Below are 24,864 nucleotides of genomic sequence, written 5' to 3'. Positions count from 1 at the left end.
TATAACTGCTTATTTTTATTGAAAAAGGAATATGACATGAGCCAATCATTACATCTAACAACACGTGGTTCAGTGCTTGAAATTATATTAGATAGACCGAAAGCCAATGCAATTGATGCCAAAACCAGCCATGAAATGGGTGAGGTATTTATGCGTTTTCGTGATGATCCTAGTTTACGCGTTGCCATTATTACAGGTGCTGGTGAACGATTCTTTTGTGCCGGCTGGGATTTGAAAGCCGCAGCTGAAGGAGAAGCCCCTGATGCAGACTTTGGTGCTGGTGGCTTTGCGGGCTTAACGGAATTATTTGATCTTAATAAACCTGTCATTGCTGCCATTAACGGCTATGCTTTTGGGGGTGGCTTTGAATTAGCACTGGCAGCCGACATGATAATTTGTTCAGACAATGCTTCTTTTGCCTTGCCAGAAGCACAATTAGGTATTGTTCCTGACAGTGGCGGTGTTTTACGTTTACCTAAACGCTTACCTCCTGCAATTGTCAATGAAATGCTCATGACTGGCCGTCGTATGAATGCACAAGAGGCGCTACGCTGGGGCATTGCTAACCGCGTTGTCAGTGCGACTGAACTGATGGATAGCGCCCGTGAATTAGCCGATCAAATCGCCAACAGTGCGCCACTTGCAGTCGCTGCATTAAAAGAGATCTACCGTGCCACTAGCGAGCTTTCGATTGAAGAAGGCTACAAATTAATGCGCAGTGGTGTTCTAAAATATTACCCACGTGTTTTACATTCAGAAGATGCACTCGAAGGCCCGCTAGCCTTTGCCGAAAAACGCTCACCTGAATGGAAAGGACGGTAATTATCACTTGAATTGATAATACAACTAAGAGGAAAACTGATGAGTATCTATGCATTTGAAGGGGTTATTCCTGTTGTTCATCCAACAGCTTACATTCACCCATCAGCAGTACTAATTGGCGATGTCATTATTGGTGCTGGTGTTTATATTGGCCCTTTGGCTTCATTACGGGGTGATTATGGCCGTTTAATTGTTGAAGCAGGTGCAAATCTTCAAGATGGCTGTGTTATGCATGGCTATACGGATATGGATACCATTGTGCAAGAAAATGGTCATATTGGTCATGGTGCTATTCTTCACAGTTGTATTATCGGTCGTGATAGCCTAGTCGGTATGAATAGCGTGATTATGGATGGTGCGGTCATTGGTGAGGAAAGTATTGTTGCCGCCATGAGCTTTGTGAAAGCGGGCTTTCAAGGGCAGGCGCGACAAATGTTAATGGGAAGCCCAGCAAAACATGTACGTGATATTAGCGACCAAGATATGCAGTGGAAACGTATGAACACTCGTGAATATCAAGATCTCACTGTTCGTTGTCGTCAAGGCTTAGTTGAAACTACACCATTAACAGCCCCTGAAGCTAATCGTCCTCGTTTAAGGGGCACGACAGAGGTAAAACCTAAAGGTCAATAAACCAACAGCGACAGGCACAACAAACGCCTGTCGTATTGCTTTATTTTAACACTCGGCTATCAATTAACGCCGTTGTGATTTTGACAACATCCATTGCCATTTTTGTTGGTGATTCAGCCCATGGGGGATCATAGCTGCTAATTTCTCTGGGGCGCTTAAACGACTTTTACTTTGCGTATGACCTTTTAAACGAGAGTAAAGAGCAGGATCAATATGACTGACTTTGATCATCCGTTGGCATTGGCACCCTCTTCCTTCCAATTGATTAGGCACACTTTTGGTTTCACACTCAATCTCTTTTACATCAGAAAGAATATAAGAAACGATATTAATCGCATTACATTGGGGGATATCAAAATTTTTAGCGATCTCTTTCGCACTCACCCAGCGTTGTTGCTCTTGAACCCAGTCTGCAATTAACAAATAGAGTGGTTTATTTATGTCTTCTTCACACATATTTACTCCAACAATATTACAAATCAAAGTTTATTTATCTCTAAATAAAGATAATAACTATATGTTAATTTTATTTAACCGCGGAGTATCGGCTTTCCCTGTTAATTCATTCAGTTAGTTATTTAAAAATAAATAATATTTTGTATATCATTAACAACCAAACTCTTTAATTAACACATTAATTACAATTTATTTTGTTGTTATTAAATATAAAATAACACTAATAAAAATAAATAAAATCAACTTACTGAGTTTACAGTAAGAACGGACAAAAAGAATAAAAGAACATGATAAAAGTGTTTATAAACAACAAAATAGCATAAAAATATTATATTATTAATCCATTAAAATGCTAAGGTTATAGTAATAGATTTATTTTTAGATTACCAGAAAGGCAACTTATTATTAGATATAAATCAATAAGTGACTAAATTACGCCTTATCCGCGTACATGATAATTTGGTAGAGAATAATCTTACTTTAAAAACATAAGTCGATATAATAAATTATTATCAATCAATTTAATCAGACAATATTTCTACAATATAGTACAACATTCAGCATTCTATTCTTTTAAAACACTCTATTTTATCAATAGCGATTTTATTTAATATAGACAGAAAAATTGAATAAGAATAATATTTATTTTACCTATGATTATTATTTTATTGGCGCCATTAACATTAAATGGCGCCAAATAACAAACACAATAAAATCATTACAATGATTGGCGATTAAAGGCTAATGACCAATCATCAGTAAATTTATTAATCGCATCATCGACTACGGGTGAACGGATAATAGAGTAGGCAAGCTCTATCGGAAGGGTTACTGCCGAAGCGCCAGACAACAGACAATCAACCACTTGGCGTGGTGTTTTAAAACTAGCTGCCAGTATTTTAGTGGGTAAATTATGCATGGAAATCAGCGTTTGCAACTCTCTTACTACTCTCACACCATCAGAGCCTTGTCTATCCATACGATGCACATAAGGAGCGATATAATCAGCCCCTGCTAGCGCCGCCATCAACCCTTGAGACACACTGTAAATAGCAGTCCCCAATACCAACATATTTTTTTGCTTTAATTGTTTAATAGCAACCAAGCCAGCTTCAGTGACGGGAATTTTAATCACAGTATTATCGGCAATATTACCAATGCGCAATGCTTCTTCAATCATGGTATCGATATCACGGGCAATCACCTGCGCAAATATCCGCCCTTTGCCACCCATAGCGGCTTTTAATTCAGGTAATAACGTTTCAATGGGCTGCGCTGATTGAGCAATAATAGAAGGATTGGTAGTGACACCAGCAATAGGAAGCACTTGTGAAAGTTTTCTCACTTCTTCAATATCTGCGGTATCTAAATAGATTTCCATAATCGCGCCTCAATGATGTTGGTTTTAAGCTAAATAATTATAGGTATAGATTAGAAAGTAGCATTGTGAGCGAAGGATTTCCAGTCAGTTTAATGAAAATAGCGCCATTTTCACGGCGCTAACAATTAAACAAAAATAACCGTTATATTTATTTAATTCTTATCATTAATATAATTTTTTGTTATTAATCCTAGCCAAAATCTTAATAGTGTTAAGATTAACAGTATGACAAAAATAATTATTTAAATAAAATATAGCGAGTTATTTTTTAAATTCAGCATCAATAACTTGATAAAAAGCATTACCCGTATCAGCAATATCCCAAACACCTAAAATAATTTGATAACCAGAACGCTCTGGTATATTACAATTTAATGTTACGGTTTCTGTGGGTATTTTCCCATTATCATTTCGTTGGCAGAAAGGTGTTAAATCAAAATCAGCACGGGTCAATGGTTTATTAACATCCCACCCGGGTTTAGTAATAAAGAAGCGCCATGATTCAGTGCTATGTTTTGCAGTTAATGTCCACTTAAAAGTATTTTCGTCACTTTTCATTGCCACTTTATGCCAGCGATCTGCACTTTGTGCATTTAAAGCAGAAAAAGTTGCCTTTCCACCACTGGCAATTTCACCATCTGCTGGGCCACCTTTAGGGAACCCTTTATCCCCTTCAATGGATTGCGGTTCATACTGTATCGGACCACAATTTTTATTTAAATTCTCCCCTTCGGATGAACAAAGAAAAGCTCTGCTGGGTGGGATATCAATATAGCCATGCTTTAATGTCACCTCAGCTGATGCTGTTGAAATAATACCTGCAGATGATAATAATAATGTTGCAGTAAATAGCATAAGTTTATTTTTCTTCATAATAAATCCTCAATAATAATTAAATTTTTTAAAATATAATGATTATGTCAATCACATTAGATATTAGTCAAAAATAGATAATTAAATATATATTTATTAAAATCTGTGAGCAATATCGTCATTTAATTTAATATTAAAAGGAGACTAAAACAGTCATTTAATATTTATTAGATGATGATTAACTATTGAAATAATAAAAATATAAACAAGAGTATATAAAATAAGTTTATTATTAAAGAATAGTTTTAAATTAACATTTCACTTAAATTAACTATTCTTTATAAAAATTAGTTTGATGATAAATATGCCATGGCACTTCGTTAATCAATTAAAATAACGCATTGATATAATCAGAAGTAAACCCTCGATATTGGAGATAGCGGATCTGTTTCGCTCTTTCTTTAAAATCTTTGGGTTTACCTGTACCAAATTTTTTCTCTTTAAGATCTTGGCAGAGTGCATACCAATCAGTTTCTGTTTCTTCTAGTACCCGTGCAATAATTTCACTGGGAAAGCCTTTTTGCCGTAACTCTTGGCGAATACGCAGCGGGCCATAAGATTTACTTAAATAACGACGAAAAAAAGCATATACCGTGCGATTATCATCCAGATATTGGCCTTCTAATAATCGCTCGATCACTTGCTCTAAGCATCTTTCATCGGTTGTGCTCTGTTTAGCTTTATCGACTTCGTTGATCCTTCGTGCTAAACGGCGTTTCAGCTCAGTGGTACCATAATCACGACGCGACAACATAAATATAGCGTATTGGTATAATTCATCATAAGTCATCGCAACTCCTTAATGTTATTGCACCCCAGTTTGGTATCCTGCATATCTTATCGCAGTTACTTATCAATGCGACCAATTAATCGGAACTTATCAATAGCTGTACAAAAATAGTACAATCACGCTTGGTAAACCCCGTTATTTATCACCATAAAATCATCTGCTTTTATTAAGAATAACTGAAGATAAAGATGATTATTAGTTAAAAACACTTAGATAATACCGTGATAATACATATTGCTAAGCATTTTTATCTGCAATTAGCACTTATAGCTGGTGACCATATATAAGAAAAAGACTAAAATTTCGCGCTACTCTTTTACTTACTATTTGGTTATTTTTTATTTTTGTGGGTTATATATGAACTTTTCTCATTTTAATAAGGTAGTGTTTGCTGCCTCTCTTCTTGCTACTGGCTTTTCTTATGCGGATAGCGATCGCCCTCTGCTCTCTTTAAGTGTAAGCCAATCTGGCGGCACTGCGTTAAATAGCGAAGGTTCGTTAGATACCCGTACTCCTGCAAGCCAATCTCGCGTATTACCTATTTGGGGTGATGAAGCTCGCGCCCGTGGTTATGATTTACCAGAGCCATTTGGTGCAAGCTATAGCTATATGAATCTACGTCAAGATATTATTGTGGATAAAATTGGTTTTTCATCACCAGCACTACCTCAACTTAGTGATATAGTCAAAATTGATGTTGGACATACACGCGAAAAGAGTGAAACTCATATGCTCAAATTAGATAGTTGGGTTTTGCCTTTTTTCAATGTTTATGGCTTATATGGTAAAACAAAAGGTACATCTCGTTCAGTCTTAAAAAATGTTAATGTTCAAATCGGCCCTTTGGTTATCCCTGTTGCTAAAAATGAAATATTTAATTTAGATTTTGAAGGAAAAACCTATGGTGCTGGTTTTACTTTAGCGGGTGGTTATAACCAATTTTTTGGTACTTTTGATTTAAACTACACCAAAACAAGTCTTGATATTCTTGATGGGGATATTAAAGCCTTAGTCATTTCACCTCGTGTTGGCTATGAATTTGTTTTTCAACCTTTAATCACCGGCCAAGGTAATACCAAGCTACAAGTGTGGACAGGTGCCATGTATCAAGATATTACCCAACGCTTCAAAGGTGACGTAAGTAAATTAAGCTTACCAGCTAACTTTGAAGATATGGTTAATTCATTTGGTGGCAATATTAAATTCGACGTTGAACAACATCTTGCTCATAAATGGAACCAAACGGTAGGGGCTCGTTTAGAAGTCACCCGTAACTTTAATGTGATCACCGAAGTGGGCTTTAATAATCGTAATAGTTTCTTTGTTTCTGGTGAGTTCCGTTTTTAATGGTTAAAACATCTTTTATTTATGGGCTGGCCTTTGCCAGCCTATTTATTTCACACACAGCGAATGCCCAACTCTTTCCTGATAGACAACAAATCGACCAATGGTTAAATCAACTAGGAGGGAGCAATAATTTTGATCGCAGTAAAACCATCGACTGGGGCGTTTTACCCGGGCCTTTCTATACCCCTGAATTAGAGTTGGGGCTTGGGATCGCCGTTGTTGGGCTTTATCAAGCAGATAGTCGTCCCGACAGTAAAATTTCATCACTGTCATTAAGTGGCTTTGGTTCATCAACCGGGGCTTTTGGTATGACTTTTAGTAACTATACTTACCTTGCTGATGATACATGGCGCTTTTACCTTACTGGCGCATTAAATAATGTGCCGACCAACTTTTGGGGACAAGGCTATCATGAAGGACGAGTTAAAAAGAACTTTGCACAATATCGTTCACAAGAGCTACATTTAACGCCGACATTGCTACGTCAAATTACCAAAAACACCTATATTGGCTTAGGTTGGGATTACGCTAACTTACAAGCAGCAGCACCTGATGATGAGTTTAAAGCCTATATGAGCAAACGTCATTTGCCATTACGCTCTACCAGTTCAGGATTAAGTGTGCGCTTTACCTACGACAGTCGCGATTTTTTGCCTAACGCTCGCCAAGGCCAAGCCTTTGATATTAGCTATACTCATTATTCATCGGATACCGGTAGTAATAACCGTTTTAATGCAACTCAAATGCAGTACAACTATTATTATCCATTAACCGAAGATGCGGTACTCGCCTTTGATAGCTATGCTCGCTTTACCTCAGGAGATGTACCATGGACGCAACTGTCTAAATTAAGTAACGGCCATCAGATGCGTGGCTATTATGAAGGGCGTTATCAAGATAATCATGTCTTTTCTAGTCAGATAGAGTATCGGCAAAAACTTAGTTGGCGTCATGGTATTGCATTATGGGCCGGAGGTGGCACATTGAGTAATCAAGCACGTGATCTCGGTAAAGGACATTGGCTACCCAGTGTTGGTATTGGTTATCGTTTTGAATTTAAACCACGCATGAATGTACGCCTCGATTTTGGTGTCGGTAAAGAGAGCACGGGATTTTATTTCCAAGTGGGTGAGGCATTTTGATGTTAACGCGTTTGGCTATTTTTAATATCATCTTCATATTGGTCATTTCAGGATGCACTACCTCATCTGTGTCTGAAACCATTGCCGCTCATCTGGAAAGTGAAACTCAAGAAGAAGCCTCACAAGTTTGGCAAACGCCCCCCGCACTTGATGCGCCTAATGGATTAAGGCCTTGCTGTGCTTTTGGCTATAATTTAAAAGTTAAAGCATGGGGAATACCTATCCCCTTTTATCGTATCGATAATATTGTTGAAGCTTCTACTTTAGGTGATCATCGCTATAACGATAACTTTTGGCTGGGAACTGCCGCAGTATTAGGCATAGGCAGTGAAAAGTCGGGCATAGTCTATTCACATAAAGGGGGCTTTCTTGATATCGCCCATATTCGTGATACCGCAGATTATACTTATTATCTCTTTAGCCATATCTATCCCAAATTAGGCCAAGAGTGGACGCTAACACTTAGTGAAGAATTAGCACAGCGTAAAATTCACTTTAACCGCTTTACTCCTCCTAGTAGTGATCGACAACGTTATACCTTAAGTGCTTATCTTGCCGCGCGTTTAGCTTATCGCCTTGCCGTATGGCATGAGATTGCACAGTGGTACGGTTATCGCTCTGTGGCGGGATTTTCAGAAGGGATCTCCGCATTCTCACCAGAAGATCTCTACTCTAACCTAATAGGGGCGCGCTTATCACTTACCCTGATCCTCAATGGTGATGCCACAAACCTTGAGTACTATAACCAATCAATGCAGCGTATTATTCCCTCAGCACTCGCTCAACTAGAGGCGCAACCTCGTCAGGCCACCCAGCAGTGGTTTGATTTAATTGATGGTCAATGGTGGAATAGCCAAGAGCGGGTACCCGATAAATTTTTAGTATTAAAGCGTGATTATCATCTTGCTGATAAACGCTATCCGGTATTGCCTTTTGGGGAGACAACTCCACCTCATTACCTGACATTACCCGATGTTTACGCAGGCTATTCTTTAAAACAATTAGCAGAATTTCAGCTTTGGCCTACTAAACAGATGGCAAATTTACCCATCCCTAAAACTTATTGGAAAGAAGCGGATTTTGCTGATTTAGCAGAAAAAGCTCGCCAAATTGATCAAAAAACTCGACCAAAAACAACAAAAAATGACTAAACATTGAACAAAATTGACATATTAAAAACGCTAAATTATGATAAATTTGAGTTAAATAGCATTAATTTATATAAGAATAACTGAACAATAATCAAAAATCACATTTTTTGTTAAAAGAAAAAAGCGATTATAAAACGAGGCGTTCCAGTAAATAAGATACATTTTATTAACAATGCACTCGTAGTTATCCTAATGTAAGGCGATATTTTGTAGCTATAGAAAAAGTAATTTGCTAGTATTCGTTCGATTTTTATCCAGTTAAACGAGGAGAAGCAATGCCCTCTCAATTGATGAGGACAAGTGCCGTCTTCGCTTTCTTGATTTCACTACTCTTTACTGGTGTGAGTTTTGCCTCTACCAGTACCGGCAGTTCCCGAATGCTGCAGGCGGATACATTCAAAAGCACGACAACCTCGTTGCCAGATTTGAAAAAATATCCCTCGGGAACTCAGCGTAAGAAAGCGTTTTTAAATGTCATAGTTCCTATTATTGATAACATTAATAATAAGATATTGAGAGATCGTGAGTGGTTAACCGCTCAACGTAAAGCCCAACACTGGGGCAGCGCAGATTTGAAAAAACTGCGTGAAATCTGTCAATACTATGGCGTAACATGTACCAGCCCCAAAAAAGTGAATTGGGATTCGTTACTGGCTCGCGTTGATATTATTCCGACTCATTTTGTCGCAACGCAAGCCGCAACAGAATCAGGTTGGGGAACATCAAAATTGGCACAGCAAAACAATAACTTATTCGGTATGCGATGTGGTAACCGGTCTTGCAATAATGTCCCTGGGAAAACCAAAGGCTATGCAGCCTACCCGGATATTGAAGGCTCAGTGATTGCTTATATGCGTAATCTCAATACGCACCGCGCCTATAATTCACTGCGCTCATCAAGAGCACAGCAAAGAATGACGCAACAGCAACTCGATCCACGCCAGTTAATCACCGACTTGAAAGGCTATTCAGAATTAGGTTCAAGTTACAATGATTATCTGACCGAAATGTTCGACTCAAATAAGAAGCTGATCACGCAAGTTCAGTTACAGTCGAAACGAGAAAGTTAGTCCTAAATAGCTATTCATAGCAAACAAAAGCCACTTTTCATTTATCTGAAAAGTGGCTTTTATTTATCACAAGATAATCTTTTGATTGAAAGCAAGCTAATAATTCATAATATAGGGAGTAACACATTTGGTATGACTGTTAAATCACACCCTTAGAGCCATTTATGAATTTTTTTTCATTCGAGTTTCTCGGAGCCTTTACGAGCTTTTTTATTATCTATTGGCTCTTCCAAAAACAGGTTAAGATCCAAAATATCTTACTCATCATAGTAAGTTATGCTTTTCTATTCTATGTCGACTACCGTCCTGCTGTTATCTTATTAAGCTATACGCTTTTGATTTACTCATTAGCCAATATACTCACCCGCTATACATCAACGAAAGTGATTTATTGGTTACTGGGGCTGTTAGTTGCCCTCTATTTTACTGCCTTTAAATATTACTCATTTTTCCAAGAATCATTGACACAACTATTCTCACAGTGGGGATTAAGTGTTGAATTACCAATTATTGAACTACTGGCACCATTAGGGTTATCGTTTTATATCTTCCACTCTGTTAGCTATGTCGTTTCAGTGTGTCGCAAAGAGATCCCTAAAGCCCCTTTTCTTGATGTCGTGCTCTACTTATGCTTTTTCCCAAGCATTGTGGCGGGACCGATTAATCGTGCCAAACAATTTTTACCACAAATTCAAGCACCAAGCCGTAAAATTATCGACTATAAAGGGGCTATCATGCTGATTGTATTAGCAATCGCTAAGCTCTTTTGGTTAAGTGGTTGGTTGTCGACAAATTATGTCGATCCTATTTTTAATGCCCCTGATTTAGCCACTAGCGGACAAGTACTGGTGGCGACCTATGCTTATGCATGGCATATCTATTTTAACTTCTCGGGTTATACCAATTTAGTGACAGGTATTGCGCTATTACTAGGTTTTGTTGTCCCTCGTAACTTTAATGCACCTTATTTAGCCATCAATCTTGCTGATTTTTGGCGTCGTTGGCATATAAGTTTATCAACGTTTATTCGCGATTATGTTTATATCCCTTTGGGGGGAAATCGTAAGGGCGTTATTCGACAAAATATGAATGCCTTTGCCGCGATGGTTATCTCTGGTTTATGGCATGGCGCAGCTATGACGTTTATTATCTGGGGAGCCATTCATGGTATTGGTGTGGTGATATTAAATATCAAACACCGCCTTTTCCCCGCCGCCAAACATGACGCCAATAGCATGCTAGCATCATTAAAAATGTTGTTATCTTGGATAATTACCTTCCATTTTGTGTGCTTTGCGTGGATCTTTTTTCGCAGCCAAACCGTCAATGATGCTTGGATATTAATCCAACAACTCTTTAGTGCAGGTGCTTGGCAGTCGCTACAAGCCGAAGGGCTAACCCTGTTTATGTTCTGGGGGCTGTTCTTACTTTATCCTTGTTTTGTCACTTTAAGGGCAATTATTGCGCGACTTGAGAAAAGAGTGCCTTGGTATGTTTATCCACTACCATTAGCGTTGATCCTTACAATTATATTTATGTTGTCTCCTGATGGGGTTCCGGGATTTATTTATGCCAGCTTTTGATTTCAGTTCAAATTTAAAAAAGACCGTAAAAGTGGCTTTAATGGTGCTCTTCAGCACACTATTTCTTATTTGGCTAAACCAAACATCATTAGAGCGCTTTTGGCAACAACAATACCATCGCCCTGCCCCTTGGTCGGGTTTATCACAATATTATGCTTGGCAAGTGGGAGGTCAGTTGCGAGATGGCGTATTTGTCGCAGTAACAAGCTATAGTGATTATTTGCGAGTTAATCACCCGGATAATCAGGCTAAACCAATAACGCCTCGTCAAGAACAAACCGCCTTTCCAGAAGGATTTGCAGTAGGGCTACATTTTATCAATGGCTATACTCGCCCCGCTTCGCAATTAACACAACAGTTTCCGCAACTCCTACAACGTCAATATGCACAAGGTACATTAGCAAATGCATCAACTATTGATCTGACAAAAGCCGCTGCTGAAGCCCAAAAACCTATTGTGCAAAAAACAGATGTCATATTATCTCCCAAAGACAAAGTGCTGTTTGCTGGAGATTCAATGATGCAAGGCGTTGCCCCCTTATTAAAACGCCAATTGCAAACAGATTATAATATAAGCAGTATTGATTTGAGCAAACAGAGCACAGGATTAGCCTATCCTAAGTTTTTTAATTGGCCTCAAACTATTGCTAATCGGTTAGCTAGCGATGATTCCATTAAGTTACTGGTTGTTTTTTTAGGGCCTAATGATCCTTGGGACATGCCCCCAGATGGTGGCGGACGTTATTTAAAATTTGCCAGTGAAGCGTGGGGTACCTTATATCGCGCACGTATCGCCAGCATTATTGATAATGCGCGCCAACATAATGTGAGTGTGATTTGGATTGGTCCTCCGAATATGCGTAAGCAAAAATTATCTCAAGGTATGGCTTATCTAAATCAACTTTACCGGGAAGAAGCAGAAAAAACGGGAGAAATTTACCTTTCTGTCAATGATATGTTTAAATATGAAAAAGATATTTATTCTGATTATATCGGTGATGGTAGCAGCCGCGTGAAGCTAAGAGCAGGCGACGGTATTCACTTTAGTTTAAAAGGGCAACAAATCATTGCTCAGCAGGTATTCTCGCGTATCCATCTGCAAAAAGTTGATGATGTGCCAGATGATGTAACAGACAAAAATATGGTCACGCCAAATGAAACAATTAACGCACATCCTTAAACCTCGAACCTTAGTCAGTCGTTCTATTATACTGGCTTTGGTTTCGCTGTTAGTCGCTTGTAACCAAGAGAAAGATAAATCTCTTACGCTATCAACACCTAGCGTGTTACCTGCAGATGGTTCAAGACAACTCTACAACTACCACGATCCCAACTTTGCCGCTTTTGCGCAAAAGTTAAAGCAACGACGCCAAAGGGTACATATCGTACAGTTGGGTGATTCACATACCGCTGCGGATTTTTTCAGTGGTAAACTACGTGAACGTTTTCAAGCTGATTATGGCAATGGTGGTATAGGTTTTATTCCCCCTACCGCTATTGCGGGTCAACGTATTGCCAATATCCAATATCAAAGCAGTAAAAAAGCGTGGGATTTACTTTCTAGTCGCAAAGAAAGCGATCCTGATTTTCCCTTAGGAGGATTTATCGCTGAGCCAGTCGCGAAATGGTCAGCATTGCAACTAAATGAAAATCCGACAACAGGTCAGCGTTACCAATTACAAGCGTTATATAAGGCGCCTACGGCTTCACAAATCCATTTACAATCCGCTGGCAGTAAAACGCTTTCACTTTCACAGACACAAGGTGAATGGCAATTTTCTAAACCCACAACGATCACCTTCCCAATCAATATTACGATTAGTAAAAACCAACCGATTAAATTAGGCGGTTGGTTAATCAGCAACCAAAAGCCAGGGGTGATGTTATCCGCATTAGGTATTAACGGCGCAACCATTAATATGATGGATAAATGGGGAGCACAGTGGAGTAAAACATTAGGCCAATTACATCCCGATATGGTGATTTTAGCTTATGGCACTAATGAAGCCTTTAATGATACTTTTGATTTAGTGGCTTACCGACAACTGCTTGTTGAAAAAATTCGTCAAATCCGCCAGCAAGCCCCGAATAGTGCCATTTTATTAATTGGTCCGTCGGATTCTATTAAGAATAAAGATGCATCAGATTGTCGCTCTCAACAACCCCAATGGTTAACCGATATTATTCGTATCCAAAAGGAAGTAGCTCAACAAGAGCGTACATTATTCTGGGATTGGCGCGATTATATGGGAGGAGAGTGCTCAATTAAAGCATGGTCTATTTATGATCTTGCAAGGCCGGACGGTGTCCACCTTTCTCGTGAAGGGTATGAAAGTAGTGCAAATACTCTCTATAGCCAATTATCAGCGCTGATTAATAAAAGTTAGATATTATTATAACGAAAAGGAGCCTCAGCTCCTTTCTCGTTATGTAGACTCTCTGTCATCGCATTATTAATTATGTAAAGCATCAATATATTTAATGACATCAACACTCGCTTGTTCCATTTGCTGAATATACTTCACTACCGCATCCTGATCACCGGCCATATTCGCCGCCAATGCAAGACGCCCACTTTGATGAACCAATTTATGAGGCTCTTCTAAACGACGAAAAGCTTCACTACCGGCAAATTTGCGTCCTTCACCTTGGTAGTACCATTTTCCTAAACGACATTCAGTATGCTGATTAACACAATTTTCATCATCATTATTTAATAAGTGAATATAAATCGCTTCTTTCCATAAAACATGATCTATTTTCACAGTATTAAAAAATTGTTGTATCGACATAAACTGAAAGATATTTTTTAAATCATTGGCTTGTTGAGCAAGCGCTGATAAATTAGCATGACCTTCCGTAACAAGATTTTTTATTTGCTTCAGTTGTTCTTGATTTTTCTGAGTATTTTGTTTTATTGGTGTAAAGCGGGCACTTACATTATTGTTGATAGACGCTATTTCTGAGGCCTGATTTTGGATCTTTTGTGAAAGGCTTTTCATCTCTTGTGCTAATACAGAAAATCCTGCACCTGCATGACCTATATGTCCTGCCTCTATTGCTGAATTAATTGATAATATATTGGCTTGATTTGACAGTTTATCAATATTATTAGCGCTATCTTTTATTTTATTTAGCCATTTAGCAAAATTCTCAATTTCTTCATTACTATGAGTAAAATGCTCATCAATTTCATTAAAAAAGACCACTAATGATTCTGCATTGATAAGCATATCATTAAAGAGATGTTCCATTTCTTCCAGCAATGCTAGCTTTTCTTGTAATTTCTGACTAGATGCCAAAATGGAATCACGAATAAGTGTAATAGTATGAATATTACACTCCGTATGCTGTTTAAACAGTGAATTATAATCACCCATAAAAATATCAGCCTCACCATGTTCACAAAACAATAAGACCTGTAGATTAATCAGTTGTTAACTATTTTCTATCAGATTTAATGGTGATTTATAGCAATGAAAAATGGCGCACCTATTGATGCGCCATTTGTTAAAAAGGAACAGCTCATTTTTATAAAAATGCAAAGAAAATCATTCCAACCACTGCGCCTGTAGTACCTAAAATGGTTTCCATTAATGACCATGTTTTTAAGGTTTGTCCTTCTGTCGCACCAGTAAATTTACCGTATAACCAGAAGCCGGAGTCATTAACATGGCTTAAAATAATAGAGCCACCAGCAATACAAACCGATAACGCCGCCATTTGTGCACCGCTATAACCTAGTTCACTGATCACCGGTAACACTAAACCAACCGCAGTTAAACAAGCCACAGTCGCAGAGCCTTGAATAACACGTACAGCACCTGCAAGAATAAAACAAGCCACAGCAATCGGCATACCGGCACCAATTAATGCATTCCCTAATGCTGGCCCCACACCTGAATCCACCAGCACCTGTTTAAATACGCCACCAGCACCCGTGACTAATAAGATGATCCCCGCAGGTTGAATAGCCGCAGAGCATACTTCCATGACTTTTTCTTTGCTCATTCCACGGCGAATAGCCAAGCCATAAATAGCCACTAAACACGCCACAAGGATGGCAATAAAGGGGTGACCAATAAACTCAAGAATATTGAATAGCTGAGAGTCAGGCTCAACAAAACGCGCACCAATGGTTTTACATCCAACCAAGACTAATGGTAATAAGACCAATGCAAGACTGAAGCCAAAAGAAGGCATTTTACTTTGTCCTAAGCTTGGCTCATCAAAATCTTTCGGTAATTCTAAGGTCACATAACGGCTAATAAAGTTACCAAAAATAGGCCCCGCTAATAACATACCTGGAATGGCTGCACATAAACCAATTAAGATCATCCAACCAAAATCAGCATTCATCTGGTCAGCAAGCAACATAGGCGTTGGCCCCGGTAATAAGAAAGCGGCAGCCCCTGCAACACCGGCAAAGAGAGGGATCGCCATTTTAACAACATTTCCCCCCGTACGACGGGCAACAGCAAATACCACCCCGATCAGTAAAACCACCGCAACATCGAAAAACAGAGGTAATGCGCAAACTAAACCCGCAATACCCAGTGCATAGTTAGCCCGTTTTTCACCAAAGGATTTCAGTAGCCGTACCGCAATTTGGTCTAATGCCCCCGTTTCATGCAGAATTTTACCAAACATTGCCCCCAAGGCGACCACGATGGAGAGAAAACCCAGTGTTCCCCCCATTCCGTTTTGCATGGTTTGCGTGATTTTTTCTAACGGCATGCCAGAGAAAATACCTGCACCAATAGCAACAATCATTAACGCAATAAAGGCGTGTAAACGCGCATACATTACAAAGAAGAGCAATAATAGGACGGAGCCAACCGCAGTTAGCACCAGTGTTAATGTACTCATACCGCACTCTCCTCAGTAATAGGTTTAGTAACAGATTCTATAGTGTTGATGACATTTTCAATCACGTTATCAAGAGATGGCGAAATATCTATTTCATAAACATCAGGTTCGTCATTCGTTGGCTCTTCTAATGTTTCAAATTGAGTAATCAACATCTGTGGTTTAAAGAAGTGACCTTTACGCTCTTTTAAACGACTTTCAATTAGCGCGTAATCCCCTTTTAAATAGAGAAAATGTAAGCAGTGATTACCTTCTCTTAACATATCGCGATACTGTTTTTTTAATGCGGAACAAACGATTAATGACACTTTATTGGTTCTTTGCATTGCAAAAGCAGCATCATTGAGAGCGTGTAACCAAGGTTTGCGATCTTCATCATTTAAAGCATGACCTGAAGCCATTTTAGTGATGTTTGCACGAGGATGAAGGAAATCGCCATCTAAAAATGCCGCACCGATACGTTGTGCTACACCATTTGCAACCGCTGATTTACCGCTGCCTGATACCCCCATTAAGATAAAGACATGGTGTAGGGATTGGGTATCTTTCATATATTGCTCCTTTAGGCAGTTATTAACTTTTTTGTAATGTTACCCGTAACTGTTACGGGTAACATTACTCGATCCAGAAAGATAAAAACAACCTACAAAACAAACTATGAAATGAAAGTGTGAAGCGTCTCGCAAATAGATTGTGGAAAAACAACAAAGTTACAACAAAATCATAAGTAATTGATAAGTTAACGACTGATTTTTACAAAGCAAAAAAACGCTAGGATATATCACTATATAATCAAAAATAGGGTCAATAAAAAAACCCTACCAAAGAAAAAAATAATTTAATAATCAAATAAATAACTAAATACTTTCACCGGTGATGATACGGAATCCCACATCAATCACTTGCCCACGAGCAATTTTACCCTTCATTCTTTTTAGTAATAAATCCGCCGCTTGTTGTCCCATTTCATCACGTGGCGTAAAAATACTGGCTAACCGTGGAGTCATGACTTGTCCCACATCATGACCGTGGAAACCAGAAATAGCAATTTGCTCAGGTACCGCAATCCCCATACGCTGACATTCGAAAATAGCCCCTATCGCAATATCATCATTGGTGCAATAGAGCCCATCTAAGTCAGGATATTGCTTGCGTGCCTCATGTAAAAGTTCTGTACCTAACGAATAAGAAGAGCTTTTAGGTGTCATCACATGACCTATGGGTAAGCCTGCTTCTTGCATCGCTTGTTCATATCCTTGTAAACGCATTAATGTTCGCTCATCTTGTCTTGCCCCAAGATAGATAATTCGTTTACAACCACGGTGGATCATTTCGCTGACCATTTTTCGCGAGGCTTCAATATTGTCTAACCCTACCGCCGAATCAAAACAAGGTGAAACACTATCCATAATTTCCACCACCGGAATACCCGCCGTTTCCAGCATTTTGACCGTTTTGGGTGTGTGTGTTCTTTCCGCTAAGATCAACCCATCAATATTATAAGAAAGCAGAGAAATAAGACGCTCTTCTTCTTTTTCTGCTTGATAGCCATAGTGCGCCAACATAGTTTGATAACCATATTTATCCGTCACAGATTCAATACCACGAATAACTTGTGCAAACACTTGGTTAGTAAGAGAAGGCAATAATACGCCAATCGCATGGCTGGTCGCATTCGACAAAATATCAGGTGCACGATTAGGAATATAATTCAGGCTGTCTAATTCACGAGCGATTTTGACTCGTAATGCTTCGGAAACTTGTTCTGGATTACGCAAAAAACGACTAACTGTCATTTTTGTGACACCAACACGGTCGGCAACATCCTGTAATGAGGGGCGTTTTTTTTTCATTTTATATCGTAACTATCCAAAATATCAGTATTAATACGCACTTGAGGTTTATTTAACAAACCTGATTATATCCTTAGGTTATACACTATTTCGAATAAAGTTTATCGGATGTCTTCTTAGATTTAATTTTGAATGCCTCTCCCTTGACTTAAGCCAAAGGAAATATAGTATGCATCGTTATATAATTTATGAAATAACGATTATTAATATAAAACAACACTACAGTGTGAACCTATGGCTATCCACAGACGACAATTTCTGAGTTATTTAACGACGCTTGCAGCATTATCAGCACTGCCACGTTGTGCAAGAGCGGCAATCACTTCGCGTATCGCCGCTCAATTTGGTGTGCTTCCTACACCAGAAAATATTCATCGCGTTATTAGCGCAGGCCCCCCAACCGACCAACTGTTGTTGGCTTTAGTACCAGAAAAATTATTAGGTTTCTCCTCGCTTAATCTAGGAAAAAGTAGCTTATTTGCCGACAAGTTGCGTAAATTGCCCCATTTAGGTCGTCTGTCTGGCCGTGGTAGTACACTCTCCTTAGAAACATTAATGGCGCTAGAGCCAGATATCATTATTGATAGTGGTAATGTTGATGAAACCTATCGTTCATTAGCTAAACGTGTTAGTACGCAAACAGGTGTACCTTATGTGTTAATTGACGGCAGCTTAAAAGACAGCCCAACTCAGTTACGCCAAACGGGGGCTTTATTAGGTGTGGCAGAAAAAGCAGAAACATTAGCACTTATTGCAGAGCAGTATCTTAGTGATGCGACCTTGTTTGCTTCTACTCTAAAAATAAGACCTCGTTTTTACCTTGCACGTGGTGCAAAAGGCTTACAAACGGGCTCAACAGGATCTATTCATACTGAAGCTATTGAACTATTAGGGTTCGAAAATGTCGCTGATATTGCTGGTTTTACCGGTCTTACTGATGTTTCCCCTGAACAGCTCCTTATGTGGAACCCTGAAGTTATCATCACACAAGATGAAAATGCCTATCAACAAATCAGGCAAGACTCTATATGGAAAAATATCCAAGCTGTTAAAAATAATAAAGTGTTATTATTTAAAGGATTACCATTTGGCTGGTTAGATGGCCCTCCTGGTATCAACCGTTTAATGGGAATGCGTCGCTTACAGAGCCATTTTGACCATCGAATAGCAGAACAAGCCACGCAAGATCTGCAAAATTACTTTGCTTATTTTTACCATACATCGTTAAGTGCTGAGCAATGCCAGCTGTTGATGAGGTCTTCATGAGCCAATCAGCACGTATCACTCTGTTGTTGCTGTTATTCTCAGCGGCTGTAGTTATTGCTATCACTAGTGGTAAGTATTCACTTACAGTCAATGAACTGTGGACAGTCGTCAGTAGCAAATTAACCGGGCATATTGAAGAGAGTCGAACAGCAACTGTGTTCTGGCAAATACGCTTGCCTCGAGTACTTGCTGCCATTTTAATTGGAGGTGGACTTGCTATTGCGGGGGCGGCTTATCAAGGTATGTTCCGTAACCCACTAGTATCACCTGATATTCTCGGAGTGTCATCAGGGGCTGGAGTCGGTGCTGTATTGGGTATTTTTCTTGGTCACTCCATGTTGTCAATTCAGCTTTTTGCTTTTGTCGGAGGGCTTATCACTGTTGCTTTAGTCTATTTTATTGCCAAATTGGCGAAACAACAGGATCCGGTCCTTTCTCTCGTTTTAGTCGGTATTGCGATTAGCGCCTTATGTGGCTCAGCTATTTCATTAATGAAAATTTTAGCTGATCCTTATACTCAGCTACCTTCCATCACTTTTTGGCTGTTAGGAGGGCTATCAACTATCACGGCGCCTGATTTACTCTCTGTTGCACCTTTAATGCTACTCGGGTTTATTCCACTGATTTTATTACGCTGGCGAATGAATATTCTCAGCCTTTCTGATGAAGAAGCGCGCTCCTTAGGCCTTAATGTAGAAATTACCAGACTTATCTTTATTTTATCGGCCACATTAATCACCGCGAGTGCAGTTTCTATTGCGGGTATTATTGGCTGGTTAGGTTTAATTGTTCCGCATATCGCAAGATTGTTAGTTGGTGCTAACTTCGGATATCAACTGCCTATTTCCTTACTCGTGGGCGCAACAATGTTATTAATAACGGATACACTAGCACGAACTATTGCGAATATTGAGTTGCCTTTAGGCATTTTAACCTCAGCTATTGGTGCGCCTTTCTTTCTGATGTTATTACTCAAAACAAGGCGGGATAGATGATCATCACTGCAGCTAAACAACTCACAATTGGCTATAAAACAACACCCTTGATCCAAAACCTCTCTTTTTATATTAAACAAGGGCAAATTGTCTGTTTATTAGGCGCAAATGGCTGTGGTAAAACCACGTTGATGCGTACCTTACTTGGTTTGTTACCCAGTCTTGCAGGCCATATTATCATTGAAGGCAAAGAAATAAGTAAGTGGTCACCAACTGATTTAGCCAAAGTGATTGCCTATGTTCCTCAAGCAACCCACCTCCCTTTTTCTTTTAAAGTGATTGATATGGTGATTATGGGGCGTGGAGCACATATCTCTTTTTTCTCGATGCCTAGCTCACAAGATAAAGCAATGGCAATGGAAACCTTAGAAATGCTCTCTCTTTCGCATCTTGCTCACCGCACTTTTGATACGTTAAGTGGTGGTGAAAAACAGTTGGTATTGATTGCACGGGCTTTGGTGCAACAACCTAAATTACTGGTTATGGATGAACCTGCTGCCAGCCTTGATTTTGGTAACCAAATCAAGCTAATTAACCAAATTAAGACACTAAAAGCCTTGGGTATAAGTGTGTTTATGTCTACACATCATCCACAACATGCCGCTTTACTCGCAGATGAGGTGATTTTACTCACCCCTCATCGCCACGTTTTACAAGATAAACCTGAGCTTTTGCTCACCCCCGAACATTTAGCTCAGCTTTATAATGTGAAACCCACTGATATTCAGGCGCACTTTTACGCCTACCCTGATAATAACAATCCATATAGGCAAGAATATGAACACCATTGAAACCACAGATTTTGCTGAGCTTTATAAAAACCATATGCAACAGGCACAAAGAACCAAAAAAGAGCCTGAACATTGGGATAAACGCGCTGAAAAAATGGCAGAAAACTGTGCGAATCCCAACGATCACTATTTGATCAAGTTTCGTGAAATGATGGATTTTTCCGATGCTGAAACACTATTGGATGTCGGCTGTGGACCTGGCTCTATTAGTATTCATGTTGCTGACAAGTTTAAAAAAATAATCGGGATAGATTATAGTACCGGCATGCTAACCGTTGCCAAACGTAGAGCCGCACAAGCGGGTATTCATCATGCTGATTTTCTTCATTATTCATGGGAAGATAATTGGGATGCGCTTCCACCTTGTGATATTGCGGTCGCTTCACGCTCCACATTGGTGATGGATTTAAAAGCTGCGCTGTTAAAACTAAATCGCCAAGCTAAATTACGGGTTTATACCACTCACACCGTATCACCCACTTTTGTTGATCAACGTATTCTTCGCTTATTAGGTCGCAATGTTCCCACATTGCCGACCTATATTTACGCAGTCAATATCCTTAACCAAATGGGGATCCACCCTAAAGTAGATTATATCCGTAGCCGTAATTGCCAAAATAATTTTAATAGCCTTGAGCAGTTTATTGACAGTATTAACTTCTCTGTAGGGCCTTTAAACGAAAATGAAATTGCACACTTAACCACTTATTATCATGAAAGTATGAAAAATGATGTGGCCCTTATATCGCCAACGCGTGATTGGGCGATGGTTTCTTGGGATGTCGTTCCTGAAAGCGAGCTAACCTTATGATTTATTATCCCGATGCTTTTCTTGATAATTTATTGCTGGAAGATATTCAATATGGCGATTTGACTTGTCGCGCACTCAATATTAACCATCAATTAGGCACAATAACTTTTACATGTCGTGAAGCCGGCTGCGTCAGTGGAATCACCCTAGGCTGCCGTTTATTAGAAAAATTAGGACTGACTGTCACCGCACATCTACAAGAAGGTGATTTTGCCAAGCAAGGTGATTGTTTAATTAGTGCAGAAGGTCGAGCAGATGCACTACACCAAGGCTGGAAAGTGGTGCAAAACGTGCTGGAATGGAGTTGTGGTGTGAGTAACTATATGGCAAAAATGCTCGAAATCTATCATCGCTACCAACCTAAAGGGCAAATTGCCTGTACACGTAAAAATATCCCTAATACCAAATTACTGGCCACTCAAGCGGTACTTGCGGGTGGTGGTATTATTCATCGCCAAGGCTGTTCTGAAACTATTTTACTCTTTGCTAACCATCGTCATTTTTTATCCGAGCCAGATAATTGGTTACAACAGGTTACACAGTTACGCCAAGCGGCACCTGAAAAATGCATTGTTGTGGAAGCAGATAACTTACAACAAGCAAGAGACGCGTTAAAAGCGCAGCCTGATATCTTACAACTGGATAAATTCTCTATTGAAGATATTACCTTACTACAACAAGAGGCTCTGCAAATTGCCCCACGCTGTCATCTTTCTGTCGCTGGGGGAATTAATCTAAATACCATTGAAAAATATGCCCAAACAGGGATCGGCTTAATGGTGACATCAGCACCTTATTACGCACCACCTAGTGATATCAAAGTTCGCCTTTATCCTAAAAATTAAATAAAAAATACAGATAAAAATATTAGTTTATTGACTGATAAAGATGAGTGCCTACATTAGGTAAGCACTCACTTTGTAACTTTAACTTGCGTCTATCGTTATATAAATAATTATATATTGAGATTAAAATAATGAAACTAACCCCCCTATACTGTTTGTCCCTTACTCTACTGCCTTGCAGCCTAATAGCACAGACAACTTACCAGCAATCAATCCCTGATGTATTAACCGTTTGGAGCAGTCCCATTGCGGCAAATCCCGATGTATTAACCCAACAGCAAATGCTCGAACAAAATAAAGTCAATGCAGCACAAGCACTGGCAACATTACCTGGTATTGTGATGCAAAAATCAGGTAATCGTAACGAATATACCCTTAAAGTACGTGGTTTTGATAGTCGCCAAGTTCCGGTGTTCTTTGACGGTATTCCAACCTATGTGCCTTATGATGGCAATCTCGACTTAGCGCGTTTTACCACTAACGATCTCGCCAGTATCGAAGTTAACAAAGGTTATACCTCATTACTGCAAGGCCCTAATCTGATGGGAGGTGCAATTAATATCACCACCGCAACGCCTCGCAAACCATTAGAAGGTCATATTGCTTATTCGCAAGGTTTTGCTCGTGGTGCTGATTATGCTCATAACATGAGTGCTCGTTTAGGAGCACGTACTGAATATGGTTTTATCCAAATTAGTGGCAGTCAACTCCAGCAACGTTTTACCCCCATACCTAATGCAGATGAAAATAATAACGCAGTTGGGACACATGGACGTCGTAGTCATTCAGCAACAGATGATAAACGAGGAATGATCAAAGTGGGTTGGACACCACGCGCTTCTGACGAATATACCCTCACCTATGTAAAACAAGATGGTAATAAAAATAGTCCACCGAATAGTGATCCTAATGCCAAAGGTCGATATAAATATTGGGCATGGCCAGATTATAATAAAGAGAGTTACTACTATAGTGGTGTGACACAACTTACGGATAGCATAAATCTACAAAGTCGTGCTTATCATGATAAGTTTGAAAATACCCTTTATATGTACCCTAAAAAAGGTAATAGGGTCGATTATAGTCATTATGATGATCACAGCACAGGCGCTGCATTACAATTCGGTATCGATACGAATGAAAGTGATCTACTCTCTTTTGCCGTACATTGGAAAGATGACGTTCACCGTGCCCAAAAAGAAAAAAACGGTGATTGGGTACGTTTTAAAGATAGAACTTGGTCATTAGCCACAGAATATCAATGGGTAGTGAGTAACGATCTTGATGTCGTTGGCGCCATAAGTTACGACTGGCGCAAAAGTATCGATACAGATAAAAAGGCTGATAACAACAAACAAAATGCCATTAACTGGGAAATCATGGCTAAATATTCATTAGCCAATGACGATAATATACGTTTTACAATCTCTGATCGCAGTCGCTTCCCTACTCAAAAAGAGCGCTATACCACCGAAAAACCCAAAGATGGATCAAGAGGAATTATTAACCCCAATTTAGATCCAGAACGCGCATTATCCTTTGATATGACCTACGAAGGTTATCTCAATGAGAAATGGGGCTACCAAACTAGCCTATATTACAATCGTGTGAGTGATGCCATTATGGCGCATACGCTTTATCGTCACGGTGAAGCGCTATTTCAAAACCAAAACAGTGGGCGTGTTGATTATCTAGGCTTGGATATTGGTACTAAAGGGAAAATGACCGATTGGCTAGAACTTGGCCTAAATTATAGCTATATCCATAGTGATCCAAAGCAAGTTGACCATATTGAAGGTTTACCAAAACATAAAGCCTATATGTGGTTAACCTTTATTCCTGTTGAACAAGTGCGCTTTACTATTATGGAAGAAGCACAAAGTTGGACTTATAACCGTATAGATGAGAATAATAAACTGGCTGGCTATACAAAAACCGATCTACGGTTAGATTATGATGTTGGATATGGTATTTCAGTTAATGCTTCCATTAATAATCTTTTTGATAAATCTTATCAATATACACAAGGTTATATCGAGGATGGGCGTAATTATTGGCTAGGCACTGAATATAAATTCTAATCAGCTCACTCATTATAAATAAAAGCGCTATTAAAAAATAATAGCGCTTATTTTTCAATATTATAATATCCATATTATATGCAAAAAATAATCTATTAATAAAAT

23 protein-coding genes are annotated in these 24,864 nt (G+C 39.1%); 15 read left to right on the top strand and 8 right to left on the bottom strand.

Annotated features, from left to right (window positions below; genetic code table 11):
- Window positions 1-36 precede the first annotated feature (36 nt).
- Together caiD and caiE are read left to right on the top strand one after the other, a co-directional pair.
- Entirely contained in the window at window positions 37-822 is a 786-nt protein-coding gene (gene caiD / locus AACV01_RS06240) for a crotonobetainyl-CoA hydratase (RefSeq protein WP_012368456.1), read from the top strand.
- A 39-nt stretch (window positions 823-861) separates the two neighbouring features.
- The gene (gene caiE / locus AACV01_RS06235) at window positions 862-1,455 is read left to right on the top strand and encodes a carnitine operon protein CaiE (RefSeq protein WP_094959327.1); all 594 of its coding nucleotides are present in this window, start codon (window positions 862-864) and stop codon (window positions 1,453-1,455) included.
- A gap of 63 nt (window positions 1,456-1,518) precedes the next feature.
- Here caiE and caiF read toward each other — a convergent pair whose 3' ends face one another.
- From caiF to AACV01_RS06215, 4 genes are all read right to left on the bottom strand, one after another.
- Window positions 1,519-1,911, bottom strand: a complete 393-nt coding sequence (gene caiF, locus AACV01_RS06230) for a carnitine metabolism transcriptional regulator CaiF (protein WP_004250151.1) — start codon at window positions 1,909-1,911, stop codon at window positions 1,519-1,521.
- A gap of 718 nt (window positions 1,912-2,629) precedes the next feature.
- Window positions 2,630-3,292: a fructose-6-phosphate aldolase gene (gene fsa, locus AACV01_RS06225; protein ID WP_004250150.1), complete on the bottom strand. Its 663-nt coding sequence runs from the start codon at window positions 3,290-3,292 to the stop codon at window positions 2,630-2,632.
- Between the two features lie 261 nt (window positions 3,293-3,553).
- The gene (locus AACV01_RS06220; RefSeq protein WP_161682599.1) at window positions 3,554-4,165 is read right to left on the bottom strand and encodes a lytic polysaccharide monooxygenase; all 612 of its coding nucleotides are present in this window, start codon (window positions 4,163-4,165) and stop codon (window positions 3,554-3,556) included.
- A 328-nt stretch (window positions 4,166-4,493) separates the two neighbouring features.
- Window positions 4,494-4,955: a regulatory protein RecX gene (locus AACV01_RS06215; RefSeq protein WP_012368461.1), complete on the bottom strand. Its 462-nt coding sequence runs from the start codon at window positions 4,953-4,955 to the stop codon at window positions 4,494-4,496.
- 357 nt (window positions 4,956-5,312) lie between these two features.
- On the opposite strand from AACV01_RS06215, the gene AACV01_RS06210 reads away from it, so the two are divergent.
- The 7 genes from AACV01_RS06210 (at window position 5,313) to AACV01_RS06180 (ending at window position 13,635) form a co-directional block, all read left to right on the top strand.
- On the top strand, window positions 5,313-6,302 hold the full coding sequence (locus AACV01_RS06210; protein WP_004249227.1) for a hypothetical protein: 990 nt from the start codon (window positions 5,313-5,315) through the stop codon (window positions 6,300-6,302).
- The gene (locus AACV01_RS06205; RefSeq protein WP_004245803.1) at window positions 6,302-7,444 is read left to right on the top strand and encodes a BamA/TamA family outer membrane protein; all 1,143 of its coding nucleotides are present in this window, start codon (window positions 6,302-6,304) and stop codon (window positions 7,442-7,444) included. Before AACV01_RS06210 ends, AACV01_RS06205 begins: the two co-directional genes overlap by 1 nt.
- Complete coding sequence (locus tag AACV01_RS06200) at window positions 7,444-8,595, top strand: DUF4056 domain-containing protein (RefSeq protein ID WP_060554898.1); 1,152 nt, start codon at window positions 7,444-7,446, stop codon at window positions 8,593-8,595. Before AACV01_RS06205 ends, AACV01_RS06200 begins: the two co-directional genes overlap by 1 nt.
- Window positions 8,596-8,870: 275 nt before the next feature.
- Window positions 8,871-9,665 carry a protein bax gene (locus AACV01_RS06195; RefSeq protein WP_004250146.1) on the top strand — a complete coding sequence of 265 codons (795 nt, stop codon included), beginning with the start codon at window positions 8,871-8,873 and terminating at the stop codon, window positions 9,663-9,665.
- Window positions 9,666-9,829: 164 nt separating this feature from the next.
- Window positions 9,830-11,248, top strand: a complete 1,419-nt coding sequence (locus AACV01_RS06190) for an MBOAT family O-acyltransferase (protein WP_161682597.1) — start codon at window positions 9,830-9,832, stop codon at window positions 11,246-11,248.
- Window positions 11,235-12,428 carry an SGNH/GDSL hydrolase family protein gene (locus AACV01_RS06185; protein ID WP_004245807.1) on the top strand — a complete coding sequence of 398 codons (1,194 nt, stop codon included), beginning with the start codon at window positions 11,235-11,237 and terminating at the stop codon, window positions 12,426-12,428. Before AACV01_RS06190 ends, AACV01_RS06185 begins: the two co-directional genes overlap by 14 nt.
- Complete coding sequence (locus AACV01_RS06180) at window positions 12,403-13,635, top strand: SGNH/GDSL hydrolase family protein (protein ID WP_004249223.1); 1,233 nt, start codon at window positions 12,403-12,405, stop codon at window positions 13,633-13,635. The genes AACV01_RS06185 and AACV01_RS06180 overlap by 26 nt, the downstream gene beginning before the upstream one ends.
- 66 nt (window positions 13,636-13,701) lie before the next feature.
- On the opposite strand, the gene AACV01_RS06175 is transcribed toward AACV01_RS06180, so the two are convergent.
- The 4 genes from AACV01_RS06175 to gntR all read right to left on the bottom strand — a co-directional run bounded on the left by AACV01_RS06175 (window position 13,702) and on the right by gntR (window position 17,970).
- On the bottom strand, window positions 13,702-14,628 hold the full coding sequence (locus AACV01_RS06175; RefSeq protein WP_004249221.1) for a methyl-accepting chemotaxis protein: 927 nt from the start codon (window positions 14,626-14,628) through the stop codon (window positions 13,702-13,704).
- A 151-nt stretch (window positions 14,629-14,779) separates the two neighbouring features.
- Window positions 14,780-16,117: a gluconate transporter gene (gene gntU / locus AACV01_RS06170; protein ID WP_004245814.1), complete on the bottom strand. Its 1,338-nt coding sequence runs from the start codon at window positions 16,115-16,117 to the stop codon at window positions 14,780-14,782.
- Complete coding sequence (gntK, locus tag AACV01_RS06165) at window positions 16,114-16,668, bottom strand: gluconokinase (protein ID WP_004245815.1); 555 nt, start codon at window positions 16,666-16,668, stop codon at window positions 16,114-16,116. The genes gntU and gntK overlap by 4 nt, the downstream gene beginning before the upstream one ends.
- A 306-nt stretch (window positions 16,669-16,974) precedes the next feature.
- Window positions 16,975-17,970: a gluconate operon transcriptional repressor GntR gene (gntR, locus tag AACV01_RS06160; RefSeq protein ID WP_004250141.1), complete on the bottom strand. Its 996-nt coding sequence runs from the start codon at window positions 17,968-17,970 to the stop codon at window positions 16,975-16,977.
- A gap of 234 nt (window positions 17,971-18,204) precedes the next feature.
- Between gntR and AACV01_RS06155 the strand changes: the two genes are divergently transcribed.
- The 6 genes from AACV01_RS06155 (at window position 18,205) to AACV01_RS06130 (ending at window position 24,759) form a co-directional block, all read left to right on the top strand.
- Complete coding sequence (locus AACV01_RS06155) at window positions 18,205-19,236, top strand: iron ABC transporter substrate-binding protein (protein WP_049218972.1); 1,032 nt, start codon at window positions 18,205-18,207, stop codon at window positions 19,234-19,236.
- A complete protein-coding gene (locus tag AACV01_RS06150) occupies window positions 19,233-20,231 on the top strand; it encodes a FecCD family ABC transporter permease (protein ID WP_004250139.1) in 999 nt (332 codons plus the stop codon). Before AACV01_RS06155 ends, AACV01_RS06150 begins: the two co-directional genes overlap by 4 nt.
- Window positions 20,228-21,022 (top strand): ABC transporter ATP-binding protein, encoded by a 795-nt coding sequence (locus AACV01_RS06145; RefSeq protein WP_161682595.1) that lies wholly within the window; start codon window positions 20,228-20,230, stop codon window positions 21,020-21,022. The genes AACV01_RS06150 and AACV01_RS06145 overlap by 4 nt, the downstream gene beginning before the upstream one ends.
- On the top strand, window positions 21,009-21,833 hold the full coding sequence (locus tag AACV01_RS06140) for a class I SAM-dependent methyltransferase (protein ID WP_046335013.1): 825 nt from the start codon (window positions 21,009-21,011) through the stop codon (window positions 21,831-21,833). The genes AACV01_RS06145 and AACV01_RS06140 overlap by 14 nt, the downstream gene beginning before the upstream one ends.
- Window positions 21,830-22,678: a ModD protein gene (modD, locus tag AACV01_RS06135; RefSeq protein WP_046335012.1), complete on the top strand. Its 849-nt coding sequence runs from the start codon at window positions 21,830-21,832 to the stop codon at window positions 22,676-22,678. Before AACV01_RS06140 ends, modD begins: the two co-directional genes overlap by 4 nt.
- A 131-nt stretch (window positions 22,679-22,809) precedes the next feature.
- Window positions 22,810-24,759, top strand: coding sequence for a TonB-dependent receptor plug domain-containing protein (locus AACV01_RS06130; protein ID WP_161682593.1), 1,950 nt, complete (start codon window positions 22,810-22,812; stop codon window positions 24,757-24,759).
- Window positions 24,760-24,864: the final 105 nt, after the last annotated feature.

This window comes from Proteus sp. G2609 (assembly GCF_963896135.1).
Taxonomy (GTDB): domain Bacteria; phylum Pseudomonadota; class Gammaproteobacteria; order Enterobacterales; family Enterobacteriaceae; genus Proteus; species Proteus mirabilis.
Note: the sequence above shows the minus strand (reverse complement) of the source record. Positions and strands in the feature narration are given on the sequence as shown.

Coding starts and splice junctions, on each gene's coding strand:
- AACV01_RS06180 (WP_004249223.1), top strand. CDS start 12,403: ATGAAACAATTAACGCACATCCTTAAACCTCGAACCTTAGTCAGTCGT.
- AACV01_RS06145 (WP_161682595.1), top strand. CDS start 20,228: ATGATCATCACTGCAGCTAAACAACTCACAATTGGCTATAAAACAACA.
- AACV01_RS06140 (WP_046335013.1), top strand. CDS start 21,009: ATGAACACCATTGAAACCACAGATTTTGCTGAGCTTTATAAAAACCAT.
- AACV01_RS06195 (WP_004250146.1), top strand. CDS start 8,871: ATGCCCTCTCAATTGATGAGGACAAGTGCCGTCTTCGCTTTCTTGATT.
- AACV01_RS06215 (WP_012368461.1), bottom strand. CDS start 4,955: ATGACTTATGATGAATTATACCAATACGCTATATTTATGTTGTCGCGT.
- AACV01_RS06190 (WP_161682597.1), top strand. CDS start 9,830: ATGAATTTTTTTTCATTCGAGTTTCTCGGAGCCTTTACGAGCTTTTTT.
- caiE (WP_094959327.1), top strand. CDS start 862: ATGAGTATCTATGCATTTGAAGGGGTTATTCCTGTTGTTCATCCAACA.
- modD (WP_046335012.1), top strand. CDS start 21,830: ATGATTTATTATCCCGATGCTTTTCTTGATAATTTATTGCTGGAAGAT.
- AACV01_RS06220 (WP_161682599.1), bottom strand. CDS start 4,165: ATGAAGAAAAATAAACTTATGCTATTTACTGCAACATTATTATTATCA.
- AACV01_RS06205 (WP_004245803.1), top strand. CDS start 6,302: ATGGTTAAAACATCTTTTATTTATGGGCTGGCCTTTGCCAGCCTATTT.
- AACV01_RS06175 (WP_004249221.1), bottom strand. CDS start 14,628: ATGGGTGATTATAATTCACTGTTTAAACAGCATACGGAGTGTAATATT.
- AACV01_RS06200 (WP_060554898.1), top strand. CDS start 7,444: ATGTTAACGCGTTTGGCTATTTTTAATATCATCTTCATATTGGTCATT.
- fsa (WP_004250150.1), bottom strand. CDS start 3,292: ATGGAAATCTATTTAGATACCGCAGATATTGAAGAAGTGAGAAAACTT.
- caiD (WP_012368456.1), top strand. CDS start 37: ATGAGCCAATCATTACATCTAACAACACGTGGTTCAGTGCTTGAAATT.
- caiF (WP_004250151.1), bottom strand. CDS start 1,911: ATGTGTGAAGAAGACATAAATAAACCACTCTATTTGTTAATTGCAGAC.
- AACV01_RS06210 (WP_004249227.1), top strand. CDS start 5,313: ATGAACTTTTCTCATTTTAATAAGGTAGTGTTTGCTGCCTCTCTTCTT.
- gntK (WP_004245815.1), bottom strand. CDS start 16,668: ATGAAAGATACCCAATCCCTACACCATGTCTTTATCTTAATGGGGGTA.
- AACV01_RS06150 (WP_004250139.1), top strand. CDS start 19,233: ATGAGCCAATCAGCACGTATCACTCTGTTGTTGCTGTTATTCTCAGCG.
- gntR (WP_004250141.1), bottom strand. CDS start 17,970: ATGAAAAAAAAACGCCCCTCATTACAGGATGTTGCCGACCGTGTTGGT.
- AACV01_RS06155 (WP_049218972.1), top strand. CDS start 18,205: ATGGCTATCCACAGACGACAATTTCTGAGTTATTTAACGACGCTTGCA.
- gntU (WP_004245814.1), bottom strand. CDS start 16,117: ATGAGTACATTAACACTGGTGCTAACTGCGGTTGGCTCCGTCCTATTA.
- AACV01_RS06130 (WP_161682593.1), top strand. CDS start 22,810: ATGAAACTAACCCCCCTATACTGTTTGTCCCTTACTCTACTGCCTTGC.
- AACV01_RS06185 (WP_004245807.1), top strand. CDS start 11,235: ATGCCAGCTTTTGATTTCAGTTCAAATTTAAAAAAGACCGTAAAAGTG.